The sequence below is a fragment of the Pseudomonas sp. TUM25319 genome (assembly GCF_056388475.1).
In genome coordinates, this window is the sequence record NZ_JBWJFH010000002.1 from 68,880 (window position 1) to 93,821 (window position 24,942).

The window sequence follows — 24,942 nt, forward strand, 5'->3', positions numbered from 1 at the left end:
CCTCAGACTATTGTTTCTGAGCTGCTGCGGGGTTCGAATCTGACCCTGTCACTGGGTCAAAAATAAAGGGCGCATAGCGCCCTTTACTTCATCACCAGATAGCCGGCGGAGAATCCTCTCCCGAGTCATCTGTAGCGAAAACAACAATTTTGGGTGCGTCAGGATACGTGCGTTTGGAAATTGTAATCATTGAGCCACCCAAGCCCTGTAGCTTGTCGTCGACATACCAATTGTGCCGCGCGATCCGCCCATCGGGATCAACACACTTGGCGACCGCCGTCCAAGCTGAGCCGCCCTCCTTCACCTGCAGTTCGCAGGCGGGCGGGTGATTCTTTTTCACCTCAATGTCGACTTTCCCTTCCGAACCCTTGTTCATCGCGGTTTCGATTGCCAGGTCAACCTGGTACTGCCCCTCTGTTGGTAAAGTGGTCCGCGCGTACCGCGATCCCCCTGTATCGATTTCTTCCCCGTTCAGCTTGTACTTCAAGCTGGTGATACGGTCCTTTGGATGGCCGCCGGAAATTTGTGGTCGAACCATGATGCCCAACGGGGCCCGCGTTGCATTGTTGTCGCCGCTCCACAGCAAATTGATGGTCCAAGGTGGCGGTTCCTTGAAGGTCATCAAACGCTCGACCATCGTGTAGTTCCCGCGGGCGTCATAGACATGGACTCTGAAGGGGTACACGGCCGGCTCTAGGATGTTGAGTATCCTGAGAGCGGAGTTATCGTCCTTGACGACTTGATACCCGGGCATGGCCGGCAGCTCCCAGTCGTAGTAAACCCCTTCCACCGCCTTGAACTCGCCGATGTTGCGCACACGCAGCGTCAGATCAGACGGCGCATACTCTGCGCTGAAGGTTGGCTGTATAGCCCACGCCGGCCAATCGTAGAGCCAGAAGGTAATGCGTTGCTCGGTGATACCTTCACCCCCCCGATCCCGGTAACCGTCAATCCATGCCCGGTATTTCAGGTACGTTTTTGCATCCGTCACGTCTGTATCAACCGGCGTGTACTTGGCTTCCTGGCCAGGCACAATGGTCGTACCGTCGGGCATGATGAATTCCCCGCCCATAGTCAGGTCCATGTTCGGGTATGGCATCAGCATGTTCGCCACCCAAGTCGACTCTTTGCCTACTTCGGGTCGACGAGGTCCGATGATCTGCACACGTGGCGGCCTAACCTTCCGGAATGCAACGCCGGACCTCAGCACCTTCCATACCCTTTGATCGTCGACCGGGGCGTCCTTGTAGCGCATCCGGCCGTACACGTAGACGCGCTGCTCGGTACTGCGGTTCTGGACCATTGTGTCAGTGCCAGGTACCCAGGTCTTACCGCGGTCCAGGCTCCACTCAACTACGATATTGCTCAGATCGATTGGCTTGGCATCGAGCTGCAGGATCCTGAAGTTGGCATCTGCATCCAAGAAGGTGTTCCCTGGCCCTTTCAAGTATCCCTTAGGTACGTTATAGGCGATGACCTCGATCACGTCGGTCATCGATTTGGCACCAGAGTTTTTGTTCGTGAGCTCTGCACGGATCTTGTAGCTGCCCTTCAGTAACGTCAACGCGATCCGTTGAGGCGTCCTGCTCTTGTTTGGCAGTTCGACAAAGGGACCACCTTCGGTCGACATCTCCCAGCGAACCGCACCCAGGTCCTTCGTCCAGGCCCGATTGGTCACATCGGCAAAAAGGGTGATGCGGAGCGGAGCTTCACCCGTCAGGCGAAGAGCTCGAATTGAACCGTCGAGCGCTGCTCCGTTCAGAATGGCGAGGCTCAGGGGCCTCGGTGAAGTGCGGGTCACCTGATATTCCTCCACAGGTGATATCACCCGGGCTTCCGCATAGATCCGCAGAGTCTTGCCGGCTAACTCCTCGATCGGAATCGCGAACGATGTCTGACCGCCACTATCCGTTCTCGTCCATGGCGCCAGCTCGGTCACAGTGTTCCACGTCGGTTTAAGTACCAGGCGAACTTCCCACTCGCCCATTTTGTCCGCTGAGTAGATTTTCGTTTTGTCATAAGCGTCGCCCATCGTCACCCCAACCTCGAGGGTGTTGGTCGAAAGGATCTTGCCATTTTCGTTGTCAATGATAGGTACAACGCTTTCGTCAGGAACGGCCAAAACGTCCATTTCCGTGTGAGTTGCGATATCCGGAAGAACCTTGTAGGCAACGTCGGTGTGCAGCTTTCTCTTTTGCCACAAGGCATCAAACTGGGCGGTGTAGATCCTGCGGTAGATCTTGTTGATGGCGCCATAGGCGGCTGGCGTGTCTTCCGACTGTTCTACCCCCAGATTGAGGTTATGGTTGATCAGAAGCCTCGCATTCACTGACTGGATAATGGCGTCACCGATGTATGCACCTGCCAACGGCGATGTGAGAAGAGTGTCACTTACCTTCGAGCTGGACTCGTAGGTGACCGTGGCACGTTCCGGCTCTACAGCTGTGAAGTTGAACTCATCCGGACCGAGGTCGATTTTTTTCCCCGACGGAGAGAAAACAGAGAGCCTCCAGCTCGATTTGTTAGGCCCGATCATGGTGGCAGTACCCTGAAGGTACGGTTTGTCCCAGTTAGAACGTATGGCCATTCCGGTCGGGATATCTATCCATTCAAGCAGGCACATCGGCTTCGTTGGATAGGATGCTGCAGCGCTGATTGCACGACGCTCAATAATTGTCAGGTCACAGGGCGTGCCGGCCTGCTGCACATACTCAACATCCAGTTCCTCGACTTTGTAGTAGGCGGTTGTGAATGGGTACTTAGGGCCCACTTTTACCGTTCCGAAGGCCGATTGGAACGTGGTATCTGCACTGTAGACACCCAGAAGGTTCTTCTCCCCATCGCTCCCAACGATGTACGAAGATACCTCGATTGGATATGTACCGATGTCTTCCGCGGTGCCGGACATCGCCAGGGTAGAATCACTGGACAGGTCCCTATACTCCGGTAGGACCTTGGAGAATTCCAATAAGCACACAGGATTGTCATAGGGGTTACCGTTCACTGCCGATGCCTGGCGCACAGTGTTCAAGCACACGGTATTTGACGGCGCAAACTGCGCACGTACGGACTGCAGGCCCAAAGGAACAGTGCCGGCGGACGTCTTAACCGCCCCTTCCAGCTTCCAAACCTCGAAGGGAACTGCGTAAGCAGTACCGGTGAGGTCTGCCCTCATGAGTATTACTCGGCCCTGTCCACTCACAGCACTCTTGATGCCGGCCAAGGCTGAACCGATCCCATCTGCGGTCACGTAGTCCACCGACAACCTGGTGCCTTGGCTTGGCTCGACAGCCCTCCTGCCGATTTTCAGGCCAACAGAGGAGGTCTTCTCGACGACCGCCACGATGTCAGTCCCCAACGCAGCAATGACGTCCTTATCCAGTATCAAGAAGCCCGGGCGGCCATCGACGCGGGGAAATTCTTTGGTGATGGCGGGCGTCGATATTTTAGAGTTGGCGATCTCCTGAACCGGCATTTGGTCAATGACTTCGTCAATGCTCTTGGGCACCAGGCGCACAGGCACAATGACCGATAGCCCATCCTGGTCTGTGACCTTGACGGTAACGGTGGTCTCGTTTTTACCGTCCGTTTTGAAGTTCAACTCGTCGTTGTTGAACCAGGCAAAGCCATGACCAGGTTGTGTCTGCACCTCAATGGTGTGAGAGCCCCACAGGTTCTCATCAAGAGCGGTAAGCCGCTGCTTGCCACCGATGCCCTCATAGAAATAAAGGACGTCAGGCGAAATACCCGTAGGAGGTGTGTTTTTGCGAAGTACAGCCACCTTGGCAACACTTTCGACGTAGCGGCCATAGGAGTCGACGACACGGAACACGAAAGCGTCATTGCCAGTGTATTTTGCATGCGGTGTGTAAACGTACCCATTCGCTCCCACCACCACAGCCCCGTGCTCAGGCTGAGCTACTACTTCGTAGCTGAAGTGATCCCAGGCATTAGGATCGAGCACAGCCGGCGCGGTCTCTGCCGAGGACGTGTTTTCAAACGTAGTGATCGTGAGGCTCGCAGCTTCAGGCTGCAGGTTGTTCTTGTAGACCTTGAGCGAAATAGTCCCTTCAACCACCAGCCCACCAAGGTCCTTGGCTTCGACGGTGACTGTATCATCACCAATGAAGTCCTTGGCCGGTGTGAAAACCAGACGGTTATTTTCAAGTGCCACATGCCCGTTAGTGGGCTGGGTCTTGATGGTCAGTTGGTGCTTGCCGGCGTCGTAAGCATTTTTGTCAGTGACGACCGGGTAGTATGGAGCGCTTATCGTATTTTCTCGAACAGAGATAACGCCGGAAACCGCTTCAGGAGCGACGTTGCTCGGCCGCACATTCACGTAGGCCAGCCCCCCAACTTGCTCCCCCGCCGCATCAAAGGCCGAGATAGCAAAACGGTCCACACCAACCCAGTTCGGGTGTGGCGTGTAGATGATTTTGCCGTTTGCGACGGTAGCAGTGCCGCCAATCGGATTGGATTCGACCTTGTAGGTGAAGGTATCTGTAGGGTTTGGATCGACAACAACCGGTATACCACTCACTGGTGTGGACTCCAGAGTGTCGAGATACAGCTCCACAGAGGTGGGCGGGAAGTTCTTGGGTTGAACGTTCACCGTGGCCAGGCCTTCTACCTCTGCGCCTGCAAGATCCCGCGCAACAAACTTGAAGGTCAGGCTGCCGCTTACTCCATACGGGGCATGGTAAACGATCCTGTTGTTGACCACTTCCGCTACGCCAGTCATGGACTGAATCGGAATACTGAAGGTGTGCAGCCCCGCATCATAGAGGTTTATATCTACTACAGTTGGTGCTGTCGGCGCGGAAGCCTCGCCCTCATAAACGCTTATCGCCACTGCTGCAGACGTCGGGGCGTAGTTGGTTTTTTGCACCTCAACCGTGCCTTGGATCACCTCCGACTCCAAACCTGCAGCGTCGCGGACTTTGTAAGTGAACGTGGTTGTGCCGAAGTAGCCCTGAACTGGCGTGAACGTCAGTTTCAAACCGTCAACACTGATGACGCCGGTCGACGGATCGGGTTGCTGAACGATGATGATCGTGTGGCTATCGGGTATGTCTGGGTCATAAGCGATTACTTGGTCTTCCTGGACAATAAACGACACCGCTTTAGGTGTTGACGCCAGACCTCCTGGGTCTGTTGCCACCACATTGGCGGTCGCCGTCCCAACGAAGCCAGCCGCTGGCGTGAAGGTCAGTATGTTGCCTGAAATGGCAAGAGTCCCAGAAGCAGCTGGAACCGTCTGTGCGATCGAGAAGCTGAGCGGCGTATCGTGGTTTGGATCAGTAGCAGTAAGGTCTAAGGAGACTGGCGTTGCAATAGCCGTCGTAGCTTGAGCACTGTTGACTATAGGCGCCTTGTTCACAGGGAGGACCTTGATGGTCAACACCCCAGGCGTCGACTCCAAGCCGAAGGTGTCCTTCGCGGTGTACGAGATGGACCGCGTGCCGACGAAGCTTGGGTTGAGCGCAACCGTCAGGTTCGAACCAGCAAAACTGAAGGAACCAAATGCAGGATCCTGAGCGGACGTTGAAGCGAGACTGTAACCGTCGCCTGCGTCTGGGTCGGTCACCAAGAGGGTGACGGTGGAAGTATCACCCTGATTCATGGTCAGGGTCTTACTTTCCACCACTGGAGGATCAGCTACTGGTTGCACTGTGATGCCAACCTTGGCTGGCAACGATGCACCGCTATCAGCATCAACGACTACTACAGAGCACTCTGTAACACCGTTCCAGTTCTTGGCCGGTGTGAAGACAACTTCATCGCCATCAATACCACAACCGCCCGTAGCGGCAGACGGCTGTTTATCGATCAAGAACAGGTATGGAGCTTTACCATCCGGGTCGTTGAAAAGAATTTTCGCACGGCCTTCACTGTCTTCGTTTGTCACGATTGAGATCGGCGCGACGACAGGCGCATCGTTTTCTGGCTGGACGATAACCTTGATAGTCGCAACCGCACTTTTGGCGCCGGCACCATCCACGGCAATGATCTGGATGGTGTCCTCGCCGTACCAATCGTTCTCTGGAACAATTTTCAAAGAGTGCTGATCAGGTTCAACAGTAGCCTTTACGTTTGTGCCCTGGGTTTCAATCACCAGGTGGTAGATGTCAACACTGTCAGGATCTTTTACGACTGGCACGTACACAAAAGGCTTGTCCTCAACACCGATCGCAGGATGAGGAATGACGACCGGGGCATCGTTGACCAAGCTGGTAACGACACGAACAGTGGCCTCATTGGAGTAGTTGCCCTTAGTGTCCTTGCCGCGATACGTGAAGGAGGCAATACCGTTCCAATGCGGAAAGGGTTTGAACGTTACCGTCGCCCCATTCAGCAGGAACTGGCCGATAGTTTCTGCAGGCATATCCAAGAGCTCGAAGGACTCGGCCTGGACTCCTGCGCCCGAAAGGGTAAGCGGGATCTCCAGGATTTCGTCTTCGTTATTCAAAACCTCCATGTCCTCTGCGCGAGGAACATTCTTTTTTTCCTCGACGATCGTCTCGGCGATTGCTTTGCCAACACTGATGACCAGGGGGCCAGTAAAACCCGCGGGCAATGTGGCCACGCCTTTACAACTGAAGTCCTCCTTGGTCCTGACGCCTTCACACTTCCCGATGGTTGCGCCTTTGGCCGTGCCAACAGTGATCGGTAGACTGTAGGAACCAGTGGTGGAGCACCCCGCGCGACTCAGCTTGTAACTCACGTCGAGCGTTTCGCCAACCACCGATACCACTGGATTGATCGTCAGCACCTCACCAGTCTCAACGCACTGCGAAGCGGCGAAAACCTCTGTCGCGAAGACAGCCGACACCAACGTCATCGAAAAAAGGGCTGTCGATTTTGTCCAGTTCACATTGAGTTTCCCGATCCTGGTGTGAAAGCCAAAAAGCCGGCGATGGCCGGCTTTGGTCGTGCGCGTTACTTACATGGTCGAGTGAGCAACCGGGAGGGTGGCGGTCATGATCGATTCGATGATGGTCGGCGTGTTGTACAGGCCAACCCCGCCACCGACGCCGGTAGCGAACGACATGATGGATTGGCGCACGATGCCGGACACGATACCGACGAGTACCATCGAGCCCGCCACGACCCGGCCCAAGGTGCCCTGCATCCAGTCGCTCAGGGTGACCCAGATCGAGTCGAAGCTGTCACCGCCAGTACCGGCGAAAGCGTTGCTTACTGCGAAGGTGAGCATCAGGGCTACACCGAACTTCATCGCCTCCTTGGTGCGGCGAACTTGATTTGGGGTAATGCTCAGTAGCATGGGTGTTACTCCTTGGTGATGCTGGTTGGGGGATGCTTAAGTAGCAGGTGGAACTGGGGTTTTCCTCGATTCAAGCGGGCGAATCGAAGGTGTTGGCTTGGCCGCTGGGGTGCCAATTTCCCATCGACGTGGTTCGATCTCCGTGTAAATGAATCCCGGAACGTTCAGGTCGCCAGTTTCCGACTCCCAAGGGGCTACCCAGACACGCATGACAGTGGCTTGGGAGCGGATTGGGATCGGATTTCGAGCTGGCTTTGGCACCACGTAGCGTTCACCTGCGGCGATGTGGGGCTGAACTGCAGGAAGTACCTCATCCAGTGTCTTGCCCTCCTTTATCGCGTTGTCCTTGGCGGCCTGGCGCGTCTCTACTTCCTGACGAAAATTCTCGTTTTCGGTCAGTTGGTACACATCACGTGCCGACATACAGGTCACACCGTCTGGCATTCCTTTACAGGAATATTCGGACTCGCCAATTTGCAGGAAAGAACAGCCGGGGATGGTCAACGCACACGCTGCCAAGGCCAGAATTCGGAATGCATTCACAGCTGAAATCGAGTTCATGTTGGTAGTATCCAAACTTGTAATTGGGTGCAGGGGCGAATCCGCCCCTGTTGAGGGTCAGCGACGCGGGGCCTTGCTCATAAGCTTCAGTTGAACGCCTTTCTTCACCACGAAATCGACTTCGCGAGCGGCATCCACCTCAATTACGGGGTAGAGGTTCTCGGCCATTTCCAAGTAGAAATCGGCGATGCGCTCCAGAGCCTTCCCGGTTCCTCCGATCGCAGCACCTTGAAGCGCTTCCGAGTTAAACGCTTGCTGGTAGACGGGATCGACAACACCTTTCTGGCCGCTACTGGAGCCGGTACCAGTGATGTTGATGCTCGGGACTTGGCGAACACTGAAGGCATCACTCACACCTTGCATGAAACCAGCCGCAAGAGAACGTGCCAGGATCGCGCCCTGCTTCGAAATCAACCGCCCCCGGACGCCTGCCTTTCCGTCTTCACCCGACGCATATGCGTCCAGGCCTGTCTCGATCACTCCCCCATCATCTCGGACACAAGAGATGGTTTCAGCGCGCATGTAGGCTCGCTCAGAGGACATGTCGCCAAAGGCACTGGCGATCAAGAAGCACTCGCGCACATCCGCCCTGAAGCGGTTAGGCAGTACGGCTTCTTTCTTGATCCGCAGTAAAACCGGGAATGGGTCTTGTCGCGCCTTGGAGCCAGTCGGTGCGTCCAAGCCGGTTATCAAGGCACCTGACATGATCGAACCCGCCGGCAGAAAAACCTCCTCCTCCTTCTGGTCTTTGGAGTCATCTTGCTTTGGCTCTTCATTACCGATGGATCGGATCGTCAGCTTCTCTTCCTTTTTCGTGGCTTGACCAGGTTTAACAGGGTCCTGGACCGGGGCCGGGGCATTGGCGAAAAAGGCGGCCTGGTTCTTGTTCGGATCATTGGAGACCGCGTTGAACTTGTCGGCCGATGCCTTTTCACGCTGCAGGCGGGCTTCCTTCTCCTTGATCTCAGCCTCCTTCTCAGGTGGCGGGACTTTAGATTGGAAATTCTTGATCTCGTCTGTAAGACGCTGGTTTTCCGCCTGTATTTTGTCTGATTGCTCTTTTGTCTGAGCGACCTGCCCTTGAATGTCCGTAAGGCCTTGTTGGAGAGTCTTGATGCCGTCCTTGATCTCCTGCTGATTGGCGTTCTGCTCCATCAGCGTCTTGAGGTTGCGCTGGACCTCAGAGAGTGACTTCTCCTGGTCGCGCTGTTTCGCGTTAAGCGAGTCGATACCTACCGCCCGAGGATCGGCGTCGAACAATACTCGGCCAATTGCTTGTTTCCCCCCCTGCTTTTGGTTTTTATCCCCACCTATGGAGCTGAGGAAGTAGACAATGCAGAGAAGCACCGACACTCCAGCTACAATTGCCACCGCTTTCTTGTTCTTCGGGCTCAGGCCCGACCACATTGACTTGATCATACCCACCCCTTAGTTCAGCAGGCTCGGCCTGGAAGAGTCTTCTGAGGGGGCGTCACCGACCCGAGTGACGATGTAAATCTCAGTAGCCTGACCAGGCTCAAGCATGTTCCGCGGCCATGATGCAGCGGCTGCCAGCTGGGGGTGCGTGCACGAGGTCTCATCGAACATGACCGGCATAGCTGAAGCGTTGCGTGCGACGCCGATCAGGGCCTTGAAGTTGTGCCCCATGACGATTTGTGCGCGAGAGAAGTCGAAACTGATACCGTCCTGGTAGCAGGCAGGAAGCGTGTCGGTGCGGCTCAACTTACCCATCGAATAGCCCTTGGGAATACCTCCAAGCGCGAGCGCCCGCATGATCCCTTTGATGGATTCCATGTAGGGCTGCCCCTCCTCCCACTTCTTGGCCTGGCCCGAGTAGCGGAAACCACCCTGCCCTCCCGGCACCCCGCGGCCGCCGGCACCAGGCAACTGGCCGATGATCAGATTGGCCTGAATTGGGGGAATCTTTCTCGGTGCCAGTGTGAGGCTGATGGCCACCGACTCATCGTCACTCGGGGTGATGTACATCGCGATAGGAGACGGGTCTTGAGTCGAGATGTAAACGACGTTCCCCTTGACTTCAAAGGTGCTCTGCGAAACGGTCTGCACGATTGGCTTCTCAAAGGGAGTGACGATTCGGTTGAGGTGTCCGACCGCCACAGGAACGATAGTATTCACGCCTGGCTGAACGACGACGTCCTCCAGCGAGGAAACCATCGCCAGCGACTCGTCGCCTCCGGATGAGGTTTTAGCTACCGATGCAGGAACATCCTGCAAGTCCCCGCCACGGCCGCCGCCAGAAACCTTCATCAGGTCGGTGTCCTTCTTCGGCGCAGGACTGGAAGACTTGTTTGCAGGTGCAGGTGCAGGAGCTGGCTGCACCGTCGGGTGTTCAGCAGGCGCATCTGCCAGGGCTTCCCGGGCCGCCGCCTCGCCATCTTCCATGCCGTAGTCGGCAGGATTCACTGATCGCGGCGAAGCGTCGACCACCATCGTTTCCGTCGATGCAGTGGGCATCTTTGGGATATTGAGTTCACGCGCATGGACCGGTTGAACAGCCGCAAACGCAGTGATAATCAGGGCCAGCTTCACTAGTCTACATTTCATTCTTTTGTTCCATACGCTTGCGTGCTTGGGCGGATTTCTCTTGCCGGCGAATTACGTCTTCTGTTTTAGGCTTACCTTCATACGTGTCGATGTAGGTAAGAACAGGTTTGTAGTTTCTTACTTTGAGATCCATTTCGTAAGTGACGTTCTTAGGTACAGGCTTGCCATTTGGACCAGTCATATAAGAACGACCTGTCACGTAAAACTTTTTATTATTATTCCGATCTCTTAAAACATCCTTGGCCTCGAATTTGAGGGTCACACGGTCCTGCCGAATCTGCAGAACTTGAGCCTCGATCTTGTTCACGAAGTCCTGATAAATATCAGTGTCGAGCAACGGCTCGATGGACTTACGGATCACCTTGGATGATGAAGGCGTGACGTTCCCGAGCCGATCGGCAATATAGAGCGCCCATCCCTCGACGAATTCGTCTGAGGCAGATGACTCATCTACCCAGGCACGCTCTACCAAGTTTGGCGGCTGCATATCGATCACAGTGTTTTTGTTCAGCCAGCCAACAATGGCGATCAAATTGATCAGCACCAGGGCGACGACCAGCAATCGCAAAAATTTGTTTTCGGAAATCGTTCCTCGGAACGTGCGCTTAAAGTTGTCAATCAGCATGGACGCCTCAATGGAACTCACGGATAAATGGGTTAGGGATCGTACGGGACTTCGCACCAGTCAACCCGGTAAACCAATAAATCATGTGCACCATAAAACCATCAGGATGGTCGTCACGGTACTTTCTGTACCAGCGAGTCAGCAGAAATCCGCCGATAGTACAAACTGCTGCGTAACCAGTGAACATCCCAAAAACGAGGCCAATGCCAATTGGTGCAACTTCATCAGCCTGCCAGAAGAGCAAATGGGGTGGATCATCAACATACTGCGGAATGCGGATTGGCTGCATTTAGTTATTGGCTCCCGAACCTTGAACAATTTGTGTCATGGTTTTCAAAACTTCTTCTGGCGATACTGCGCCGGCGAGAATGACTTGCTTGCCCGTTGGGTTATGGCGAACTACCGTCGTCGGGGTCTGCTTGATATCGAGTGCGATCGCTTCCTGAAAATCAGATTTGACCTTTTCGTAGAAGTCTTCGCTGTCCATGCACTTTGAAAGTTCAGCCCCGTCCAGGCCAATACTTTCGGCGATCACGCTCAACGGCTTTTCGGTACCCGTTCCATTACCAGGTGTTGAACTGAAGATGGCGCCGGCCATGCGGTAGAACGCGTCATTTCCGCCCTGCGCCGCTGCACACTCTGCCGCGAACGCTTCACGTCGAGATGCATCGCCATGGATAGGAACGTGCTTGAAGACAACTGAGATGTTGCCTCTGGACCCGTCAGCAAGTGCCTTGGGAACAGGGAAAAACTGCTTGCAGAATGAGCACTCGAAGTCTGAGTACTCAATCAGCGTAAATTGCGCCTTCGGGTCACCATAGCGACGGTCAATTTTGGCCGGCTGGACCTCTCGCTTTTGCGGCCGGCCAGGTGTCGAAGATTCTTCTCCACGCATCGCTGCTGCAATACGGCTCTCTTCGATAGCCGAGTCGAGGGCATCGCGTTTGAATGCCCAAGGCTTGATTTTGGACAGCTGCTCATTGACCTGGTTGGAAAGCCCCACGGCCTGTTCAACCTTGTGATAGGCCAGGGCAAGGGAAGCCACGGACACCACGAGGGCCAGCGATGAGAGGGTGAGCGCTACGACGAATTCTTTTTTCATGAGATACCTCAGCCATTGAGTCAATGGTGAGGTCTAGCCCAAGCGTTTTGGGCTGAATCCGCCCCGCTCGAAGGGTCAAAATATCAACGCCCCGCTAGAGCGGGGCATCATTCAAGCTGGGCTTCACAAACGCTTGGGTAGGTTGCCGATTAAAAGGCCGCAGGCGATCGGCAGCATTGTGATGATCACGATAGGGATGATCATTGGCGGAATGGGGATTGGCGCAATGAAGCTTACACACAAACTCGCGACAATGAAGGCAATAATCTTTGAGCTATACGTGTTGAGGAAGGGCGAGGTGTGCCGGAATGTGTACCGCTTTATATTCCAGCTCATGTAACCGCCAAAAATTGACGGCAGTATTATAACTGCCATATAAGGCAACCACATTAAAAGCAGGAGCAGCCTGTAATATATATGGTACATCACCTTAGCAAGGGCCTCTCCACGGTTCTCAATAAAGCTAAACCACACCCTTCCCAGCCCCTCCCATGCCCTCGACCGCTCCCGTTCCTCCGCAGTTGGCACGAAAAAACTTTGCACGGTCGCGTTTAGACCTGTGTCCAAATTAACCTTCGTGTAAAGCGCATTAGTTCTACTAATCAGATCATCATGCTGATCTTTACCCATTAACACTTCACCCCAGTCTTGCTCGGTCAGGATTGCAGTATCAATGAATTTGTTGGGCACCAGGCACACAATCATAATAATTTCAATAAAAATGAAGACTATGGTTGTCCATAGCCCTTTGGGCATCTTCTCTTCTACATCTGCCATTTCAGTCTTCCTTAATGGCTTGCCAGACTCTGCCTATAGAAGAACCTTCTGGCATTAGGATTTTTTCGATCCTCAACCGGGCTTCGGCGTGGCCTTCGCTCTTCACAACGCCATCCAGCAGCCCCTTGATTTCCAGTACAGTGTCCATCGGCGTTGGCTCTTTTAGGAGAAGAGCCGTCAAACCACTCAGAAATGGTTCGAGGAACGATACCAATCGCGCTCTGTCACTCTGGCCCAGGTACGATTGATAGGATGCCAAACACCGCCTCAATAACTCTACGCTCTCTGGAGTGGTTGACTGCAACCCGACCAGCTCTAGTGCCCGAGGAACGATATCCACTGCTGTCGGCCAGTCAGCTTCGAGGATATTAAGGATGAGGCGTGCTTTGTCATCCCTTGACACCATGCTTGTAACTGTTTGAAAACGCGATCGCACGATTATGCAGCCTCTTTAACTAGCAGCTTTGCTCGCTCTACTGCCTTGTCATAGTTTTTTGGACTGGTCAAAACAGGAATTTTTCCTTTTTCGACTCTACCACCAGCAAGAATCGCCAGAAACTCAAGGTTTGGAAGTTGCCCGAGCAGTTGTGAAGGGAATAATTCACCCTCTTCATCCATCAAGCGCTCACCCACATTAAGCGAGTGCAAATGCGGATCATCTTTAGTGGAGTTACCCTGAGTCCTCATGACGTACTTGTAATAGGTCGGAGGGATCATTTTCGCAATATATTCTTGGGTCTCTTGGTCAGTAATACGCAGCGCAATCACATGGTTAACGTTACCCAGCACTTGTCGCGCTTTTGCTGGAGAACCCATACGAGCTTCAAAGTCCGCAATGGTCTGCGTCGCGACATACAACCGCATTCCCGCGCCACGACCTTTGTTTAGAAGTTGGACGAGCTGGTCGTTAACGGTTTCTGCAGCTTCATCAACAAAAATATTAACCGGCCTGCGCTTCAGTGTCTCAGGGTCTTCGAAGTTGTAACGCTGACCGGCAACTGCAGCCAGGTCAGCCAAGAAAATTGAGCCAATGGCCGACCCGACCATGTTGTCGGAAAGCGAGTCGAGTCCCATGTAGAGCACTTCGGCACCCTGGATAACCTTGCTCGAATCGGTGATGTCACGCTCGTCTTCAGGGTCATCCATGTTCGGCGATAAAATTGGCCCCATGTGTCCGGCCGTCAGCATGTTCAGTACTGGCAGCAGCGACGCAATCATCTTGCCGAAGTGCGCCTTGTCATGTTCGAACATGGAGAGCAGGCCTTCCAGGTCGGAACTCGGCGCAAGTGGAACGATTTCAGTCCGGTACAGTTGCAGCAGAGCCTTAGCACGCATTTCGTCCGTCTGGGCTTTGCTCAGAGCAACACGGGCAAGCGTTTCGAAATGTGGGTGCACTTTGGAACCGTAAGCCGTGATAGCGCGGATAACCAGCGGCGCCAGGCCACCTTCGAGCGTGCGGCGGAGCTCGACTAGTGTCGGCAGCATGCCGCACAACAACTGAGCCTGGATAACGTTATTCAGGGCCATCTGCGCAAAGGCCTGGAACGGATCTCCGCCCTCGGATTTCATCAGTGCCGCAATGCGCGAAGCCACTTCGGTCGCCCGGCCGAAGTTCTTGGTTGGCGAAATCCGAACGCTTTTCTCTGGGAAAGCTGGGTGGAAGTATTTGAACCGCTCCGGCCGCCCCGACAGCTCACAAGCTCGCTTGGCGTTCTCTGCAAGCTCTTTGTCCCCTTTTGGGTCGATTATGATTACAGCCTCCCCGCGCAAAACGGCTTGGCTGATCAAAATATCGAACTCCCGGGTCTTACCCGAGCCTGTGGTGCCGGCGATCAGGGTATGGAGGGAGGTGAGGTCTTCCTTCAACTCAATGGGACGATCTGGCTGCATCGAGATCCCGTGAATCCACGGCGAGCCCATAAAGCCATCCGGTACCTTGGGCATCAATTTCGTGATATCGCGCTTGAGCAGCTCGAACACCTGCTGCCCCTCACTCTGCGTCCACCTGAAGCCGGTGCCTAGAAATAGACTTCCACGCTTGATGAGCATCTGCTCGATCAATTCGTCCTGCCCCATCATCACAGCAGGCTTCGCTTTCAGACCTTGCTTCACCCGGTAGAGATGCACGGCGGCCGGAATACGCCGCAAGGCAAAGCCGCCCATCACAAGCAGCGATAAATAGAAGGGCTGCGGAGGGAGATCAGTGAGCAGGTGCACAGCGCTCGTCGCCGCCATGCCCAGAACCCAACCGCTCGCCTCGAAGGCCTCAAAGTTAGGCCTCCATGGCATCTCATACGCCCATTCACTCATCGCTATTTGTCCACCAATTCAATGACGTGATTGTTCCTAACTAAGAGGTATTGATGGGTGGCTATTAGCGCCCTCTTCAGGGTCGGTTCATCCACTTGAAGAGCATTCGATAGTTCGCTGAGCTTCCTCGGCGGTATGCTGACAACTCGCCTGCCATTGAGCTCAGACTCCTTGCAGAGCGCCAACGCAGCTACAGCTATACGGCGCAGGTTCTGCGCCTCAACCTCGTTCTTGGCAGCTGCTAAAGAATGTTGGTACTTACCTTTCGTGAGGTACTCGAACACCTCCCCCAGGTAGCAATTCAGCATGACGCTTTTCGGGGCTTTGCGATTCATAGTCCCGGTGAAGTCGTCCCAAAGCCACATAGCTTTCTGCAGCCTGGGCAGATCATCAAAGATAAAACCCGAGCCGGCGAACTCAAGGTTCGGTTTAAAGCTCACCATCGACACGTTCTTGTCCAGGTGCTCTGCGTACCATTTCAGCGATTTGGTCAGCTCAGGAGTGAGAGCGAGAAACTCCTCGTACTCCGCGGCTCGCTGCACCGAGCACTCATAGCCATTGAACGGCCCTGCCAAGGCAAAAGATTCTTCTGGCAAGGGCACAATATCGACCGGGGTACGCTGCAGTTGCTCTCGCGGCTTCCTTGGCTGCCCTACCTTGATTGCTCTGGATGGTCCGGCGCTATTTTTTGAAATGCTGATACCTGGCCCAACGCCAGGCTGGGCCGCCCTTTGTACTGCTTTGCGCTTTGCCACCTCTCGGACCGGAGCTGGGGCTTCAGGCTTGGGCTGCAGCACCTGCAGCGGAGCCACATTAAATTCAACTGCAGTTTCCGGTATCGCTTGAGGTGGCGGCAGTTCCAACATGACTGGGGCGGCGATAGGTACCGGCTCCGGCTCCGGCTCCGGCTCCGGCTCCGGCTCCGGCTCCGGCTCCGGCTCCGGCAACATTACACTGGAGCTCATCACAGGCAAGTCGAACACCCCCATAGTGTGGTCTTCCCGATCGAGGCCCTCAGCGCCATGGAACTCTTCAGGCGCCTGGTCATAGGTAACCGTTGGATGGGCCGGACTCACATCATAGCCATGCTCCACGTTTACAGTTTCCAGACTAACATCCGACGCATAAAGCAGCCGCTCCATGTCTTTCGGCAAGCTGACCGAAATTGGAGAACCCACCGGCAGATCGCCCAGATGATCAAGTGACATGTCTACCGAGAGGTCACCGAACGAAAATTCATCCATCCCAGCAAGCTCAGGCGGAATGACCATTCGTACGTCGCTCTTTTGCATCCGCGGCGCCACTGGATTGACAGGGCGTTCGACCTGAATTGGACTCTCAAGCGCTCGCTCTTGCGTGCCCCTGCTGGCATGTACTGCAGATGTCCTGGTCGGTGTCGCCACAAGTTTTTCTGCGGGTTCTTTCTCGGCCGGATGCTGGACCAGGCTTCTATCTGGTATTGCCATCCCCGCCATCTCAAGCACGTCGTCATCGATATCTGCGAAGTTGTAGGCGTACTCAGCATCACGTGCAGTATCTGAATCAGGCCCAGCTGTACCCGTTGACACTGTGGCCATGCCAGAGGGAGCGCTTACGGATGATTCGACATCATCTGCCTGTGGCAACCCATTCTGTAAAGGTGCAGGCATCCCCAAGTACTCATCGTCTCCAGAAAAACGCTGAGCATCGTCGTCACCTACACGCGGTAGGTCAGCCCATTCGCCTGCAGGTCCATTGACCGGCTTGCTCGATGTCTTTTGCGCAAGCTGCGAAGCGTTTAGTTTTTGGTTACCTGGACCTGGCTGTTTGGCCTTGTCTGCCGACTTAGCGGCAACCTGCCGACCTCCGATCTTGATACCTTCAGCGTTAGGCTGCTGGGTACCAGTCACCACGATGCCAGGCAAAGCTGATTCAGGTTTTGTCTGAGCTCCAACAATTTTGATCTGCGGAGCTGGTAGCGTTCCCGGCACCAGTTTCTCAAGCGTGGCATTTGCAGGCTTTGTCCGCGGGTTTCCGTGCGCCAGCCGGGGATCCGCCGTGGTGGCAGGAGATGGGCGCTGCTCTGGTGCAGGTGCTGCCGCTGGCATCGGCGCAGCATCGGGCGCTGTTGTCTTAGGCAGCAGGTTGCTAAACGGGTCGAGCCCCCCTGTAGGAGCTGAGAAATCCGGTACAGCCAAGGTTGGCACACTGAAAATTTCAGCGGCGGGTGTTGGAGCAAAGGAATCTATGGTTGCGCTGCCTAGGGAGAACATTGGCTCCATGGATTGAGAGGCGCTTGCGCCGGGAGCTGGGAACGCAGCCATCGGATCTCCCGCTTGCAATGGCAACTCTCCTTCGGCCCCTAAACCTATGCCTTCGTTTGAGTTTGCCTCGAACCTTAGCTCGTGCTCCCCCTCACCAACCACACCTGCAATGGACTGTGGAACTGGCTCGAACGGGAATAGCAGATTGGAGGCCGCCAACCTAACGCACTTCAGTTTGATCAGCTTGCCTCCGCCCTTACTGAGCACGTCGGGGAACACCGGCCAGTAAATCGACCCCTCAGGCGATCGCTCCAAAATATTGTGATCAAGGAGCATCTCTCCCAGCGCATCCGAACTGCGTGGCACAGCTTTCACACCTTTCTGATAGAGCTCTTCGGTGATGTCCTTCACGCCTGCCACCCAGGCGATGTAAATCCCATCACCCAAGATCCAAATCCGACTGCCAGGTTCGTTGACAAGCCAGTTGCCACTGCTCTTGAGGTGCCGCATGGTGTCAACGACCAAAGAGGCGACCGGCACGCCGATGCCCATCGCAGATTGTCCTGATGCGTCGCCCCCGTACTTTCTGAGATCGGCCGCCACGGAGGTAGAGTCAGCCTTGATCACCAGCCCGGTCAGGATGCTTTTTTCGTCCTGGCAAGCGATAGCATTGATCATCGCCAGATACAGGTCCTGACCACCTTCCATGAGCCATAGCCGCAAGTCTTTGTGCAGCAGCCGGTCAATCATGGTCGTCGAGAGATGCTTGTGTACGTCGTGGCGATTGGGATTCCAGCGGAAAAAATAACGGTCAACGTTATGTTCTTCAGCCCACTCAGGGATCGTGTTGGCCACTGGCTGCCAAATCTTGTCCGTGGATGCATCGGTGACCTGCAGGTCGAATAGCGGCTTGCCAACGTCATGCAGTAGCGCAGCGAGCACTGCCGCAACGCTCCATTTATCCCTTCGTTTGATGCGCATAGCTGGGTACTTGTCATGGTCAAAAACCGTGACCTGACAAGCGTTCAGAGCGTGGACCGCCACTTCGAGAGAGTGTGCGAGCAAGCCCCCGGAGCCGCGGTGGTGATGCGCTTGAGACGCCGGGAGCATGTGCGCGAAGCTGGCAAAGCCGTCCAGGACGGGCATGATCAGGCGGTTAAATTCGCTGGGTGGTAACCCAATACCGCTTGAAAGTGCACGCACCTTAGCGGCATGGTTGCTCAGCAGGTATTTTCCCGGAACTCTGGCAGGTAGCCCTTTAAGGAATGGCGGGTACTTGAGCAAGGACTCATCGCCATGCATCAAATGCTTCTGCAACTCCGGATCGTCGAGCTCCAGCTCTTGAATTTGACTGATGGAAAGACTGCCCTTGCCGCCAGACCCTGCATCTATGGGGGCGCGCGAAACCAGGCCCCTTAGAAATTTTAGAAATTGCATTGCAGTCCTCCTCATGCATGCATTCTGTCTAGAAGTCGGATGAGGAGAGCCTTAATCCATACCAATTCGTGGGTCGGACTACGCCCACAGTCACATGCAGTAGCCCACATAATTCCTCTCACATATCACGGGAGGGCAATATGCTTCGGACTAAGGCAATACTGATCGCGGCAGCAGCATTTCTTGCGGCTTGCTCCAGCTCGCACAAACACCAATATGACGATGTGACCGGTAACGCGACGGCCTACGTCCCGGTTCGAATCGCCCATGAGTTTTACAGCAGTTGGGGTCATGAAGGCCGCGGTGGAGCCGCGCTGAGAAAACCGGCCTATCAGCATGTGATGAGCAGCGAAGACCAGGTTATGACCACTCAGGGGAACTACGCTGAGCTGCGATCTGGGCAAGGCAGTAGCGTCGTGGTGACTGCTCTGAATCACGGCATGAACAAGGCCATTGACCAGGCCTTGATCGTCTCTACCGCGCCGAGCGCACCTGCGCTACAGGTTGCAACGCTAAATGCCACCCAAAATGAGTACGAGCGCGCCTACCGGAAACTTTGCCGGGGTGCAGGCATGGAGATGACGGAGCGTGAATGGGAGATCGTCGCTCTGGGCGGCCCTAAGGGCATCCCCGCATCCTTGCGAGGTAAATGTTTCCAGGGCAAATGACACCCGGACACCGTACTTCGCCCCGAAAGGGGCCCTTTTACCCTGGGAGCAAACCAAGCAGCCACCAGTAAGCGCGTGTGTCGTAGGTGGCCAACCCGAGCAAGACCCCAATCATGGCCCCGATCACCATTTCAACTACCAGCAGTTGCTTGATGCCCCCTCCCCAGAGCGACTGGTCTCTCCATGCCCTTTTCCACCGCACGGCTATCGTGTGCAACCGCCCGTCAGGGATCAACAGATCCATGTGAGCCATGCGCTTACTGCTGATAGCGTCGGCCGAGACCAGCTCTTCAATTATGCCGAGAGTAGCTTTGCAGTCCGTGGATACCTCATGTTCCGAAGTCAAAGCCCTCAACGGAACCCCCATTCTGAGTCGTTTCTGATCTTGAACGGCCGCCCCTGCGCTTCCCATCAAAGCACCTCACCTGTTGTGTTTCAGGGACCGTAACAAAAATCAACCCCGGAATAGTCTCAGTTCGCCACCATTCGGGGGTCCGAAGTGGCCCTTGCATGTACAGAATTGACGGTAAGGTGGGCAGCGAGAACCGAAGAAGCACTTCGATGGCTCCCCGCGCACGTTGAGATGACCGGGACTCGATGAACATCGCTCTCGTGTTCGGCACCGTGGGTTTGACTCCACCTCCCGCCGCCTCACATTTACCTAAGCGAACTACGACGATGACGGATCTTGAACAGTACGACGAAGACAGCGAAGAGCACGGCGAACAAGCCCAGCTCGCGAATGACTTATCGACCTTCTGCGAAGCAGCTGTCGCAGGAGGTAACAGCGGAAGCGTTGGGGAAACTAACCTCACCTGGTTGGCCTTGGACCTGATCGAGGAACAAGAGGGTTTCAACCTACGTGACTACAGCCGGGAGGACACAGTACAACATATCGAACGCTTGGCTGCCGCGTGGGCGCGCAGTGAACAGTTCCAGCCTCTAGAGGTAAAGATTGTCAACGGCCACTGCTACGTCCGCGACGGTCACTGCCGGCTGCGTGCGGCGAAACTGGCGGCTGAACGCGGTGCCCCAATCAAACGGCTGCCGGTCATTGAACTCAAGGGCAGTGATCAGCTGGCCACCGTTCGCATCCTGACTTCGAACGAGCAGCTGAAAATCACCATCATCCAACGCGCCAGAGGGTATCAACGTCTGCGTGAGTTCGGATTTTCGGATGGCCAGATCGCAATGTTTGTCGGAAGGACCGACACCAGTGTCCGCGAAAGCATACGCCTGCTGCTCTTACCTGAGTCAGTCCAGGAACTGCTTGAAAAGGGGATCATCAAGCCATTCCTTGCCCTGGATCTCTGGCGAAAATATGGCAGCGCGAGCGAGAAAATCATCCTCGACGCCTATGAGGCTCGCCAGAAGGAGCAGGCGCTATTGCTTGCAACCACACCACCCTCTGCCCAGCCCACTACTGAAAGCCCGACCACTCCGAATGGCCCTGATAAGGCTGGTAACGAGTCCGACCAAGCATCTCCTCCCCAGGTTGGAACCCCCCCTGAACCTGCAGCGCCGGTCCCACCGCCAATCCGACTTACAAGTCGCAACATCAAGGCTCCGACCAAGCGCATTGGCAAAAAGCTGATCACGAATATGACTACCACCATGACCGGTATTTCTCGGCACATGCGCGAGTCAGCGGTGATCAACACCCAATCGGGGAGCGTTTCCGTTCAAATTCCGATTGAAGAGTACGAACGCTTTATCTCGATCTCCAATGAGGTGTCTACGCACCGCGATGATGGCGGCGCACCCGACGTGAGAGAGGATAAGAGCCAGATGAATATGAGCCTGGCCAGCTAAACCGGAGTGACGCAAAAGGGGGAGCCAGAAGATACTTCTGACTCCCCCTTTTTTATAGGCAGGTTATCGAACCCTGCGGCCTACCGGGCACATTGCCTTTTTCGAGCAGCCCGCACACACAGCTTCATTCGGGTGTCTTGGCGCGGCCCGAAGGCCTTCGCCACGCAGTGCCCAATACCTGTTCCATAGCGAGATGATCTGAGCGCTGTTGAGCAGTGCTACTGGTTTGTAGATCGTGCGCGAAGGGCCGGCGATCCGGATGTAACCAGTACCTGAAACGGGCAGATTCCTCCCGAACAACGCCTGTGACTGCCGAGCTAGGATGAAGGCATAAACGCTCAGTTGGATGACGTCCTTCATGTAGACCATCTCCCGCCGCCTGCGCTTGGTGTCCACAGGCACCAGCCAACCATTGACCAGAAACACCTGATCTCCACGGCCGTGCAATGGGACGGGAATTTCAGTAGCCAGGTCGCGCTCGGACAGCACTACCCGACCACCACGGAGCGCGTCGGGAAGGTTCTCACTCCATGCACCGATTGCACGATTCATACACTCACCAGTTATTTCTTCACACCACTACAGTACCCCCTCTTCTGAAAGTGCAACCCCGCGGGCGCGGCCGCCAGCTGAAAAGCTTGCTTATCTGAAAAGCATGAGAAGTTGTACAGGTGACAAATGAAACCATGAGGTGATTTATGAGCGGGAGACGCAACGGTCGCCATCCAAAGTCTGTATCGGCTACAGAGCTTTCCAAACTGGGCCAATGCGAATTGATGGTTGCCCTCAACCTGGAAGACGCACCAACCCAAGCGATGAAGGAACTCAGCCGCCAAGGCGAGGTGGAGCATGACCGATTCCATTTGAGGGCTGTCCTTAACGCTGGCACAGCCGAGGAAGTCGCCCGGCTGCGCAATTGACTTCAACAGGGGCGAATCGGCGCCCCTCGGCATCATCCACAAGGCACTGTTGTTCTAGGTTTCCTAGGAACAGAATATCGTGTTCGATCTCGTCATAGTCGAAAGTCCGAAAAAGATAAAAAAGGTGCAAGAGTACCTTGGTGATAAATACAAAGTTGCCGCAAGCGTCGGGCACTTCCGTGACCTGCCCCTTCGGAGAATGGGGGTAGAAGCCCCGAGTTTTGTACCTGACTATGAGGTAAATGAAGACAAAAAATCGGTTGTATCCAAACTGAAAAAATTGATCAAGCAGGCGCGCATGGTCTACCTGGCCACCGACCTTGATCGAGAAGGTGAAGCGATCGCATGGCACTTGAGAGAGGTTCTGAAGCCCGAGAAGTACCGCAGAATCAAGTTCAACGCGATCACCAAGAAAGCCCTAACGGAAGCCATTTCCAATGCCGGCGACCTCGACATGATGCTGGTGGCCGCTCAAGAAGCCCGACGCGTCCTCGACCGGATTGTTGGTTACACCGTCTCACCTCTCCTGACGGAAATATCCGGCGCCGCAATAAACCTGTCTGCCGGCCGCGTTCAATCGGCCGCGTTGCTGCTCCTGGTCGATCGTGAACAGGCCATTGAGCGGTTCGTCTCGGTGGAGCACTACAAGCTGAAGGTGGCCTTCCCCTGGCCCGGTAAGCAAGCAGTGTGGACCGCGGAATGGCAGCATCAGGCATTGCAAACGGCGATGGGTGTTGAACCCACCGACCTATTCACAAGCGCACCGTACATTGCCAGTTTGGCAGAGGCCATCAAGAACCAACCCGCGTTCATGGTTTACAGGGTTGACCGTCGGGAAGAAGACAGAAAAGCGCCAGCTCCCTTCACAACATCCACTCTCCAACAAGCTGCAAGCGTGAAGCTTGGAATGGATGTCGACCAGACCATGAAGAAGGCCCAGGCACTGTTTGAAGCGGGCCTGATTACCTACCACAGAACTGATAGCCCCAACCTCGACGAGGAGTCGGCTGAAGAAATTCGTGCATGGCTCACTGGTCAAGGGCACGCGGTTCCCAAAGAGCGGAATACATGGGCTTCGAAAGCTGACGCCCAGGAAGCGCACGAAGCTATCCGGCCAACTGCCGTCGGTATCACACCCACCGACTTTGCGCCTGATAGTGACGAAATGAAGCTCTACAAGCTGATCTGGCTTCGCGCCGTGGCGAGTCAGATGGTCGCGGCCCGATACGATGCGACCAAGGCCGTGTTGCTTTCCGCGGTCAAGGTGAAGGACTCGAATCTTCAATTCCTGGCAAAGGGACGTGTACTACTGAGTCCGGGCTGGTTGGCTCTCACACCAGATGACGCGGTTGAAGACAAAGAAGAGGCAAAGGACGAAGAAGACGACAAGTCGCTCCCTGAGCTGCAGGAGCAAGCCCGGCTACAGTGCTGCGAGGTGAGACCAATTACGACGGCGACCAAGCCACCACCTCGACTGACTGACGCCTCACTGACAAAGCTGCTGGAGTCCATGGGTATTGGAAGGCCCTCCACCTTCGCCTCGATTGTGGCAACGCTGTACAAGCGCGAGTACGTGCGCAAAGAAAGCCGAAAGCTTTATGCAACCCCACTTGGAATGGGCGTGATCTCGATTCTCAGGGGCCGATTCAGCTTCATCAACTACGACTTCACGAAGATGATCGAAGGCGCTCTGGACCAGATCGCCACTGGCAAGGCGTCCTATTTAGCTGTCGTGAGCTATCAGCACCAGGTACTCACTGGTGAGGTTGAAAGGATCAAATCGGATCCAGCCATCGCCGCCGTGGTTTCCGAGGAGAAGGCCAAGATGTTTGGCGACCAAGTCAGTTGCCCTATTTGCAAAACAGGATCTCTTCGGCGACGGACTACATCCTCTGGGGCATTCTGGGGATGTACTGCGTACCCGGCCTGCACGGCAGCCTGCAGTGAAATCAAACAGCGCGGAAAACCGCCTGAACCTGATATCTCCACCGTCCGCACAAGGGACACGACCTCTGACACTGACGCCCCCAAACCGGCGCAAACCCTTTCGGTGGAGCGTTGCCCTAAGTGCAAAAAGCATCAGATGTCCTTACGGACAGGCGCGAAGGGTCAGTTCTGGGGCTGCCTTGGGTATCCGAAGTGCAAGGGCACTGCGCCCTATGAGGGCGATAACCCCACGTGCAGCGGACCGCGGGAGGCCTGAATTCGCCCCTGTTAGGGGGGTAGATCCAAACCCTCGAGCACCAGGGTGACTGGATAATGCGCCGATTGGACAGATGCTCATGGACTTTTTATGTGTATTGACGGCGCAATCGCGGTATCCAGCTACTCATCAGCTGATAAAAGGCTGCCCATTGAGATCGGCATCGCCACCGCTACGAATACCCTGAATGTGGTGATCGGGCCCATGCCTGGGATTATTGAGCTTCACCCAGAGGATGAACAAAGCGCCGGTTTAAGCTCGCTGGAAATGGAAGCCGTCGGCGTTGCGCCTCACCGAGCATGCGAATTGATCAATGATTTCCTGCTAGGGAAACTCCGAACAAGTTGCCCATCGGCCGGAAATGGGCGGTTCGGGGATGCCGAAAAGCCTGACTTTCAGTCGCTGATTATTGGATAACCAAGGCAAAGCCTTGG

At 55.2% G+C, this 24,942-nt stretch carries 17 protein-coding genes; 4 read left to right on the forward strand and 13 right to left on the reverse strand.

Annotation, left to right across the window (positions count from 1 at the left end):
- Positions 1-91: 91 nt before the first annotated feature.
- The 12 genes from AC05QJ_RS31745 to mobH form a co-directional block, all read right to left on the reverse strand.
- Complete coding sequence (locus AC05QJ_RS31745; protein WP_476748221.1) at positions 92-6,874, reverse strand: Ig-like domain-containing protein; 6,783 nt, start codon at positions 6,872-6,874, stop codon at positions 92-94.
- 69 nt (positions 6,875-6,943) lie between these two features.
- Positions 6,944-7,237: a TraA family conjugative transfer protein gene (traA, locus tag AC05QJ_RS31750; RefSeq protein WP_476748266.1), complete on the reverse strand. Its 294-nt coding sequence runs from the start codon at positions 7,235-7,237 to the stop codon at positions 6,944-6,946.
- A gap of 84 nt (positions 7,238-7,321) precedes the next feature.
- Positions 7,322-7,846: a type IV conjugative transfer system lipoprotein TraV gene (gene traV / locus AC05QJ_RS31755; protein ID WP_476748222.1), complete on the reverse strand. Its 525-nt coding sequence runs from the start codon at positions 7,844-7,846 to the stop codon at positions 7,322-7,324.
- A gap of 57 nt (positions 7,847-7,903) precedes the next feature.
- Positions 7,904-9,265 (reverse strand): TraB/VirB10 family protein, encoded by a 1,362-nt coding sequence (locus tag AC05QJ_RS31760; protein WP_476748223.1) that lies wholly within the window; start codon positions 9,263-9,265, stop codon positions 7,904-7,906.
- 9 nt (positions 9,266-9,274) lie between these two features.
- On the reverse strand, positions 9,275-10,396 hold the full coding sequence (locus AC05QJ_RS31765; protein ID WP_476748224.1) for a TraK domain-containing protein: 1,122 nt from the start codon (positions 10,394-10,396) through the stop codon (positions 9,275-9,277).
- A 4-nt stretch (positions 10,397-10,400) separates the two neighbouring features.
- Complete coding sequence (locus AC05QJ_RS31770) at positions 10,401-11,036, reverse strand: TraE/TraK family type IV conjugative transfer system protein (RefSeq protein WP_476748225.1); 636 nt, start codon at positions 11,034-11,036, stop codon at positions 10,401-10,403.
- Between the two features lie 7 nt (positions 11,037-11,043).
- Entirely contained in the window at positions 11,044-11,325 is a 282-nt protein-coding gene (gene traL / locus AC05QJ_RS31775) for a type IV conjugative transfer system protein TraL (RefSeq protein WP_095158206.1), read from the reverse strand.
- Complete coding sequence (locus AC05QJ_RS31780) at positions 11,326-12,138, reverse strand: DsbA family protein (RefSeq protein WP_476748226.1); 813 nt, start codon at positions 12,136-12,138, stop codon at positions 11,326-11,328. It abuts the gene before it with no gap.
- 123 nt (positions 12,139-12,261) lie between these two features.
- On the reverse strand, positions 12,262-12,915 hold the full coding sequence (locus AC05QJ_RS31785; RefSeq protein ID WP_476748227.1) for an IncC plasmid conjugative DNA transfer DtrJ family protein: 654 nt from the start codon (positions 12,913-12,915) through the stop codon (positions 12,262-12,264).
- 1 nt (position 12,916) lies between these two features.
- Positions 12,917-13,063, reverse strand: a complete 147-nt coding sequence (locus tag AC05QJ_RS31790) for a hypothetical protein (RefSeq protein WP_476748228.1) — start codon at positions 13,061-13,063, stop codon at positions 12,917-12,919.
- A gap of 290 nt (positions 13,064-13,353) precedes the next feature.
- Entirely contained in the window at positions 13,354-15,225 is a 1,872-nt protein-coding gene (gene traD / locus AC05QJ_RS31795) for a conjugative transfer system coupling protein TraD (RefSeq protein ID WP_476748229.1), read from the reverse strand.
- A gap of 2 nt (positions 15,226-15,227) precedes the next feature.
- Positions 15,228-18,905, reverse strand: a complete 3,678-nt coding sequence (gene mobH, locus AC05QJ_RS31800) for a MobH family relaxase (RefSeq protein ID WP_476748230.1) — start codon at positions 18,903-18,905, stop codon at positions 15,228-15,230.
- A 140-nt stretch (positions 18,906-19,045) separates the two neighbouring features.
- Here mobH and AC05QJ_RS31805 point away from each other — a divergent pair, with 140 nt between their 5' ends.
- Both AC05QJ_RS31805 and AC05QJ_RS31810 read left to right on the forward strand, forming a co-directional pair.
- Positions 19,046-19,573 carry a hypothetical protein gene (locus AC05QJ_RS31805; RefSeq protein WP_476748231.1) on the forward strand — a complete coding sequence of 176 codons (528 nt, stop codon included), beginning with the start codon at positions 19,046-19,048 and terminating at the stop codon, positions 19,571-19,573.
- A gap of 597 nt (positions 19,574-20,170) precedes the next feature.
- Positions 20,171-21,385 carry a ParB/RepB/Spo0J family partition protein gene (locus AC05QJ_RS31810; protein WP_476748232.1) on the forward strand — a complete coding sequence of 405 codons (1,215 nt, stop codon included), beginning with the start codon at positions 20,171-20,173 and terminating at the stop codon, positions 21,383-21,385.
- Between the two features lie 63 nt (positions 21,386-21,448).
- Here AC05QJ_RS31810 and AC05QJ_RS31815 read toward each other — a convergent pair whose 3' ends face one another.
- Positions 21,449-21,937 carry a PD-(D/E)XK nuclease family protein gene (locus AC05QJ_RS31815; RefSeq protein WP_476748233.1) on the reverse strand — a complete coding sequence of 163 codons (489 nt, stop codon included), beginning with the start codon at positions 21,935-21,937 and terminating at the stop codon, positions 21,449-21,451.
- Positions 21,938-22,384: 447 nt separating this feature from the next.
- On the opposite strand from AC05QJ_RS31815, the gene topA reads away from it, so the two are divergent.
- Positions 22,385-24,508 (forward strand): type I DNA topoisomerase, encoded by a 2,124-nt coding sequence (gene topA / locus AC05QJ_RS31820; protein ID WP_476748234.1) that lies wholly within the window; start codon positions 22,385-22,387, stop codon positions 24,506-24,508.
- A 90-nt stretch (positions 24,509-24,598) separates the two neighbouring features.
- Positions 24,599-24,925: a hypothetical protein gene (locus AC05QJ_RS31825; RefSeq protein ID WP_476748235.1), complete on the forward strand. Its 327-nt coding sequence runs from the start codon at positions 24,599-24,601 to the stop codon at positions 24,923-24,925.
- Positions 24,926-24,942 lie beyond the last annotated feature (17 nt).

Coding starts and splice junctions, on each gene's coding strand:
- traA (WP_476748266.1), bottom strand. CDS start 7,237: ATGAAGTTCGGTGTAGCCCTGATGCTCACCTTCGCAGTAAGCAACGCT.
- traV (WP_476748222.1), bottom strand. CDS start 7,846: ATGAACTCGATTTCAGCTGTGAATGCATTCCGAATTCTGGCCTTGGCA.
- AC05QJ_RS31760 (WP_476748223.1), bottom strand. CDS start 9,265: ATGATCAAGTCAATGTGGTCGGGCCTGAGCCCGAAGAACAAGAAAGCG.
- AC05QJ_RS31770 (WP_476748225.1), bottom strand. CDS start 11,036: ATGCTGATTGACAACTTTAAGCGCACGTTCCGAGGAACGATTTCCGAA.
- traL (WP_095158206.1), bottom strand. CDS start 11,325: ATGCAGCCAATCCGCATTCCGCAGTATGTTGATGATCCACCCCATTTG.
- AC05QJ_RS31780 (WP_476748226.1), bottom strand. CDS start 12,138: ATGAAAAAAGAATTCGTCGTAGCGCTCACCCTCTCATCGCTGGCCCTC.
- AC05QJ_RS31785 (WP_476748227.1), bottom strand. CDS start 12,915: ATGGCAGATGTAGAAGAGAAGATGCCCAAAGGGCTATGGACAACCATA.
- AC05QJ_RS31790 (WP_476748228.1), bottom strand. CDS start 13,063: ATGGACACTGTACTGGAAATCAAGGGGCTGCTGGATGGCGTTGTGAAG.
- traD (WP_476748229.1), bottom strand. CDS start 15,225: ATGAGTGAATGGGCGTATGAGATGCCATGGAGGCCTAACTTTGAGGCC.
- mobH (WP_476748230.1), bottom strand. CDS start 18,905: ATGCAATTTCTAAAATTTCTAAGGGGCCTGGTTTCGCGCGCCCCCATA.
- AC05QJ_RS31805 (WP_476748231.1), top strand. CDS start 19,046: ATGCTTCGGACTAAGGCAATACTGATCGCGGCAGCAGCATTTCTTGCG.
- AC05QJ_RS31810 (WP_476748232.1), top strand. CDS start 20,171: ATGAACATCGCTCTCGTGTTCGGCACCGTGGGTTTGACTCCACCTCCC.
- AC05QJ_RS31815 (WP_476748233.1), bottom strand. CDS start 21,937: ATGAATCGTGCAATCGGTGCATGGAGTGAGAACCTTCCCGACGCGCTC.
- AC05QJ_RS31825 (WP_476748235.1), top strand. CDS start 24,599: ATGTGTATTGACGGCGCAATCGCGGTATCCAGCTACTCATCAGCTGAT.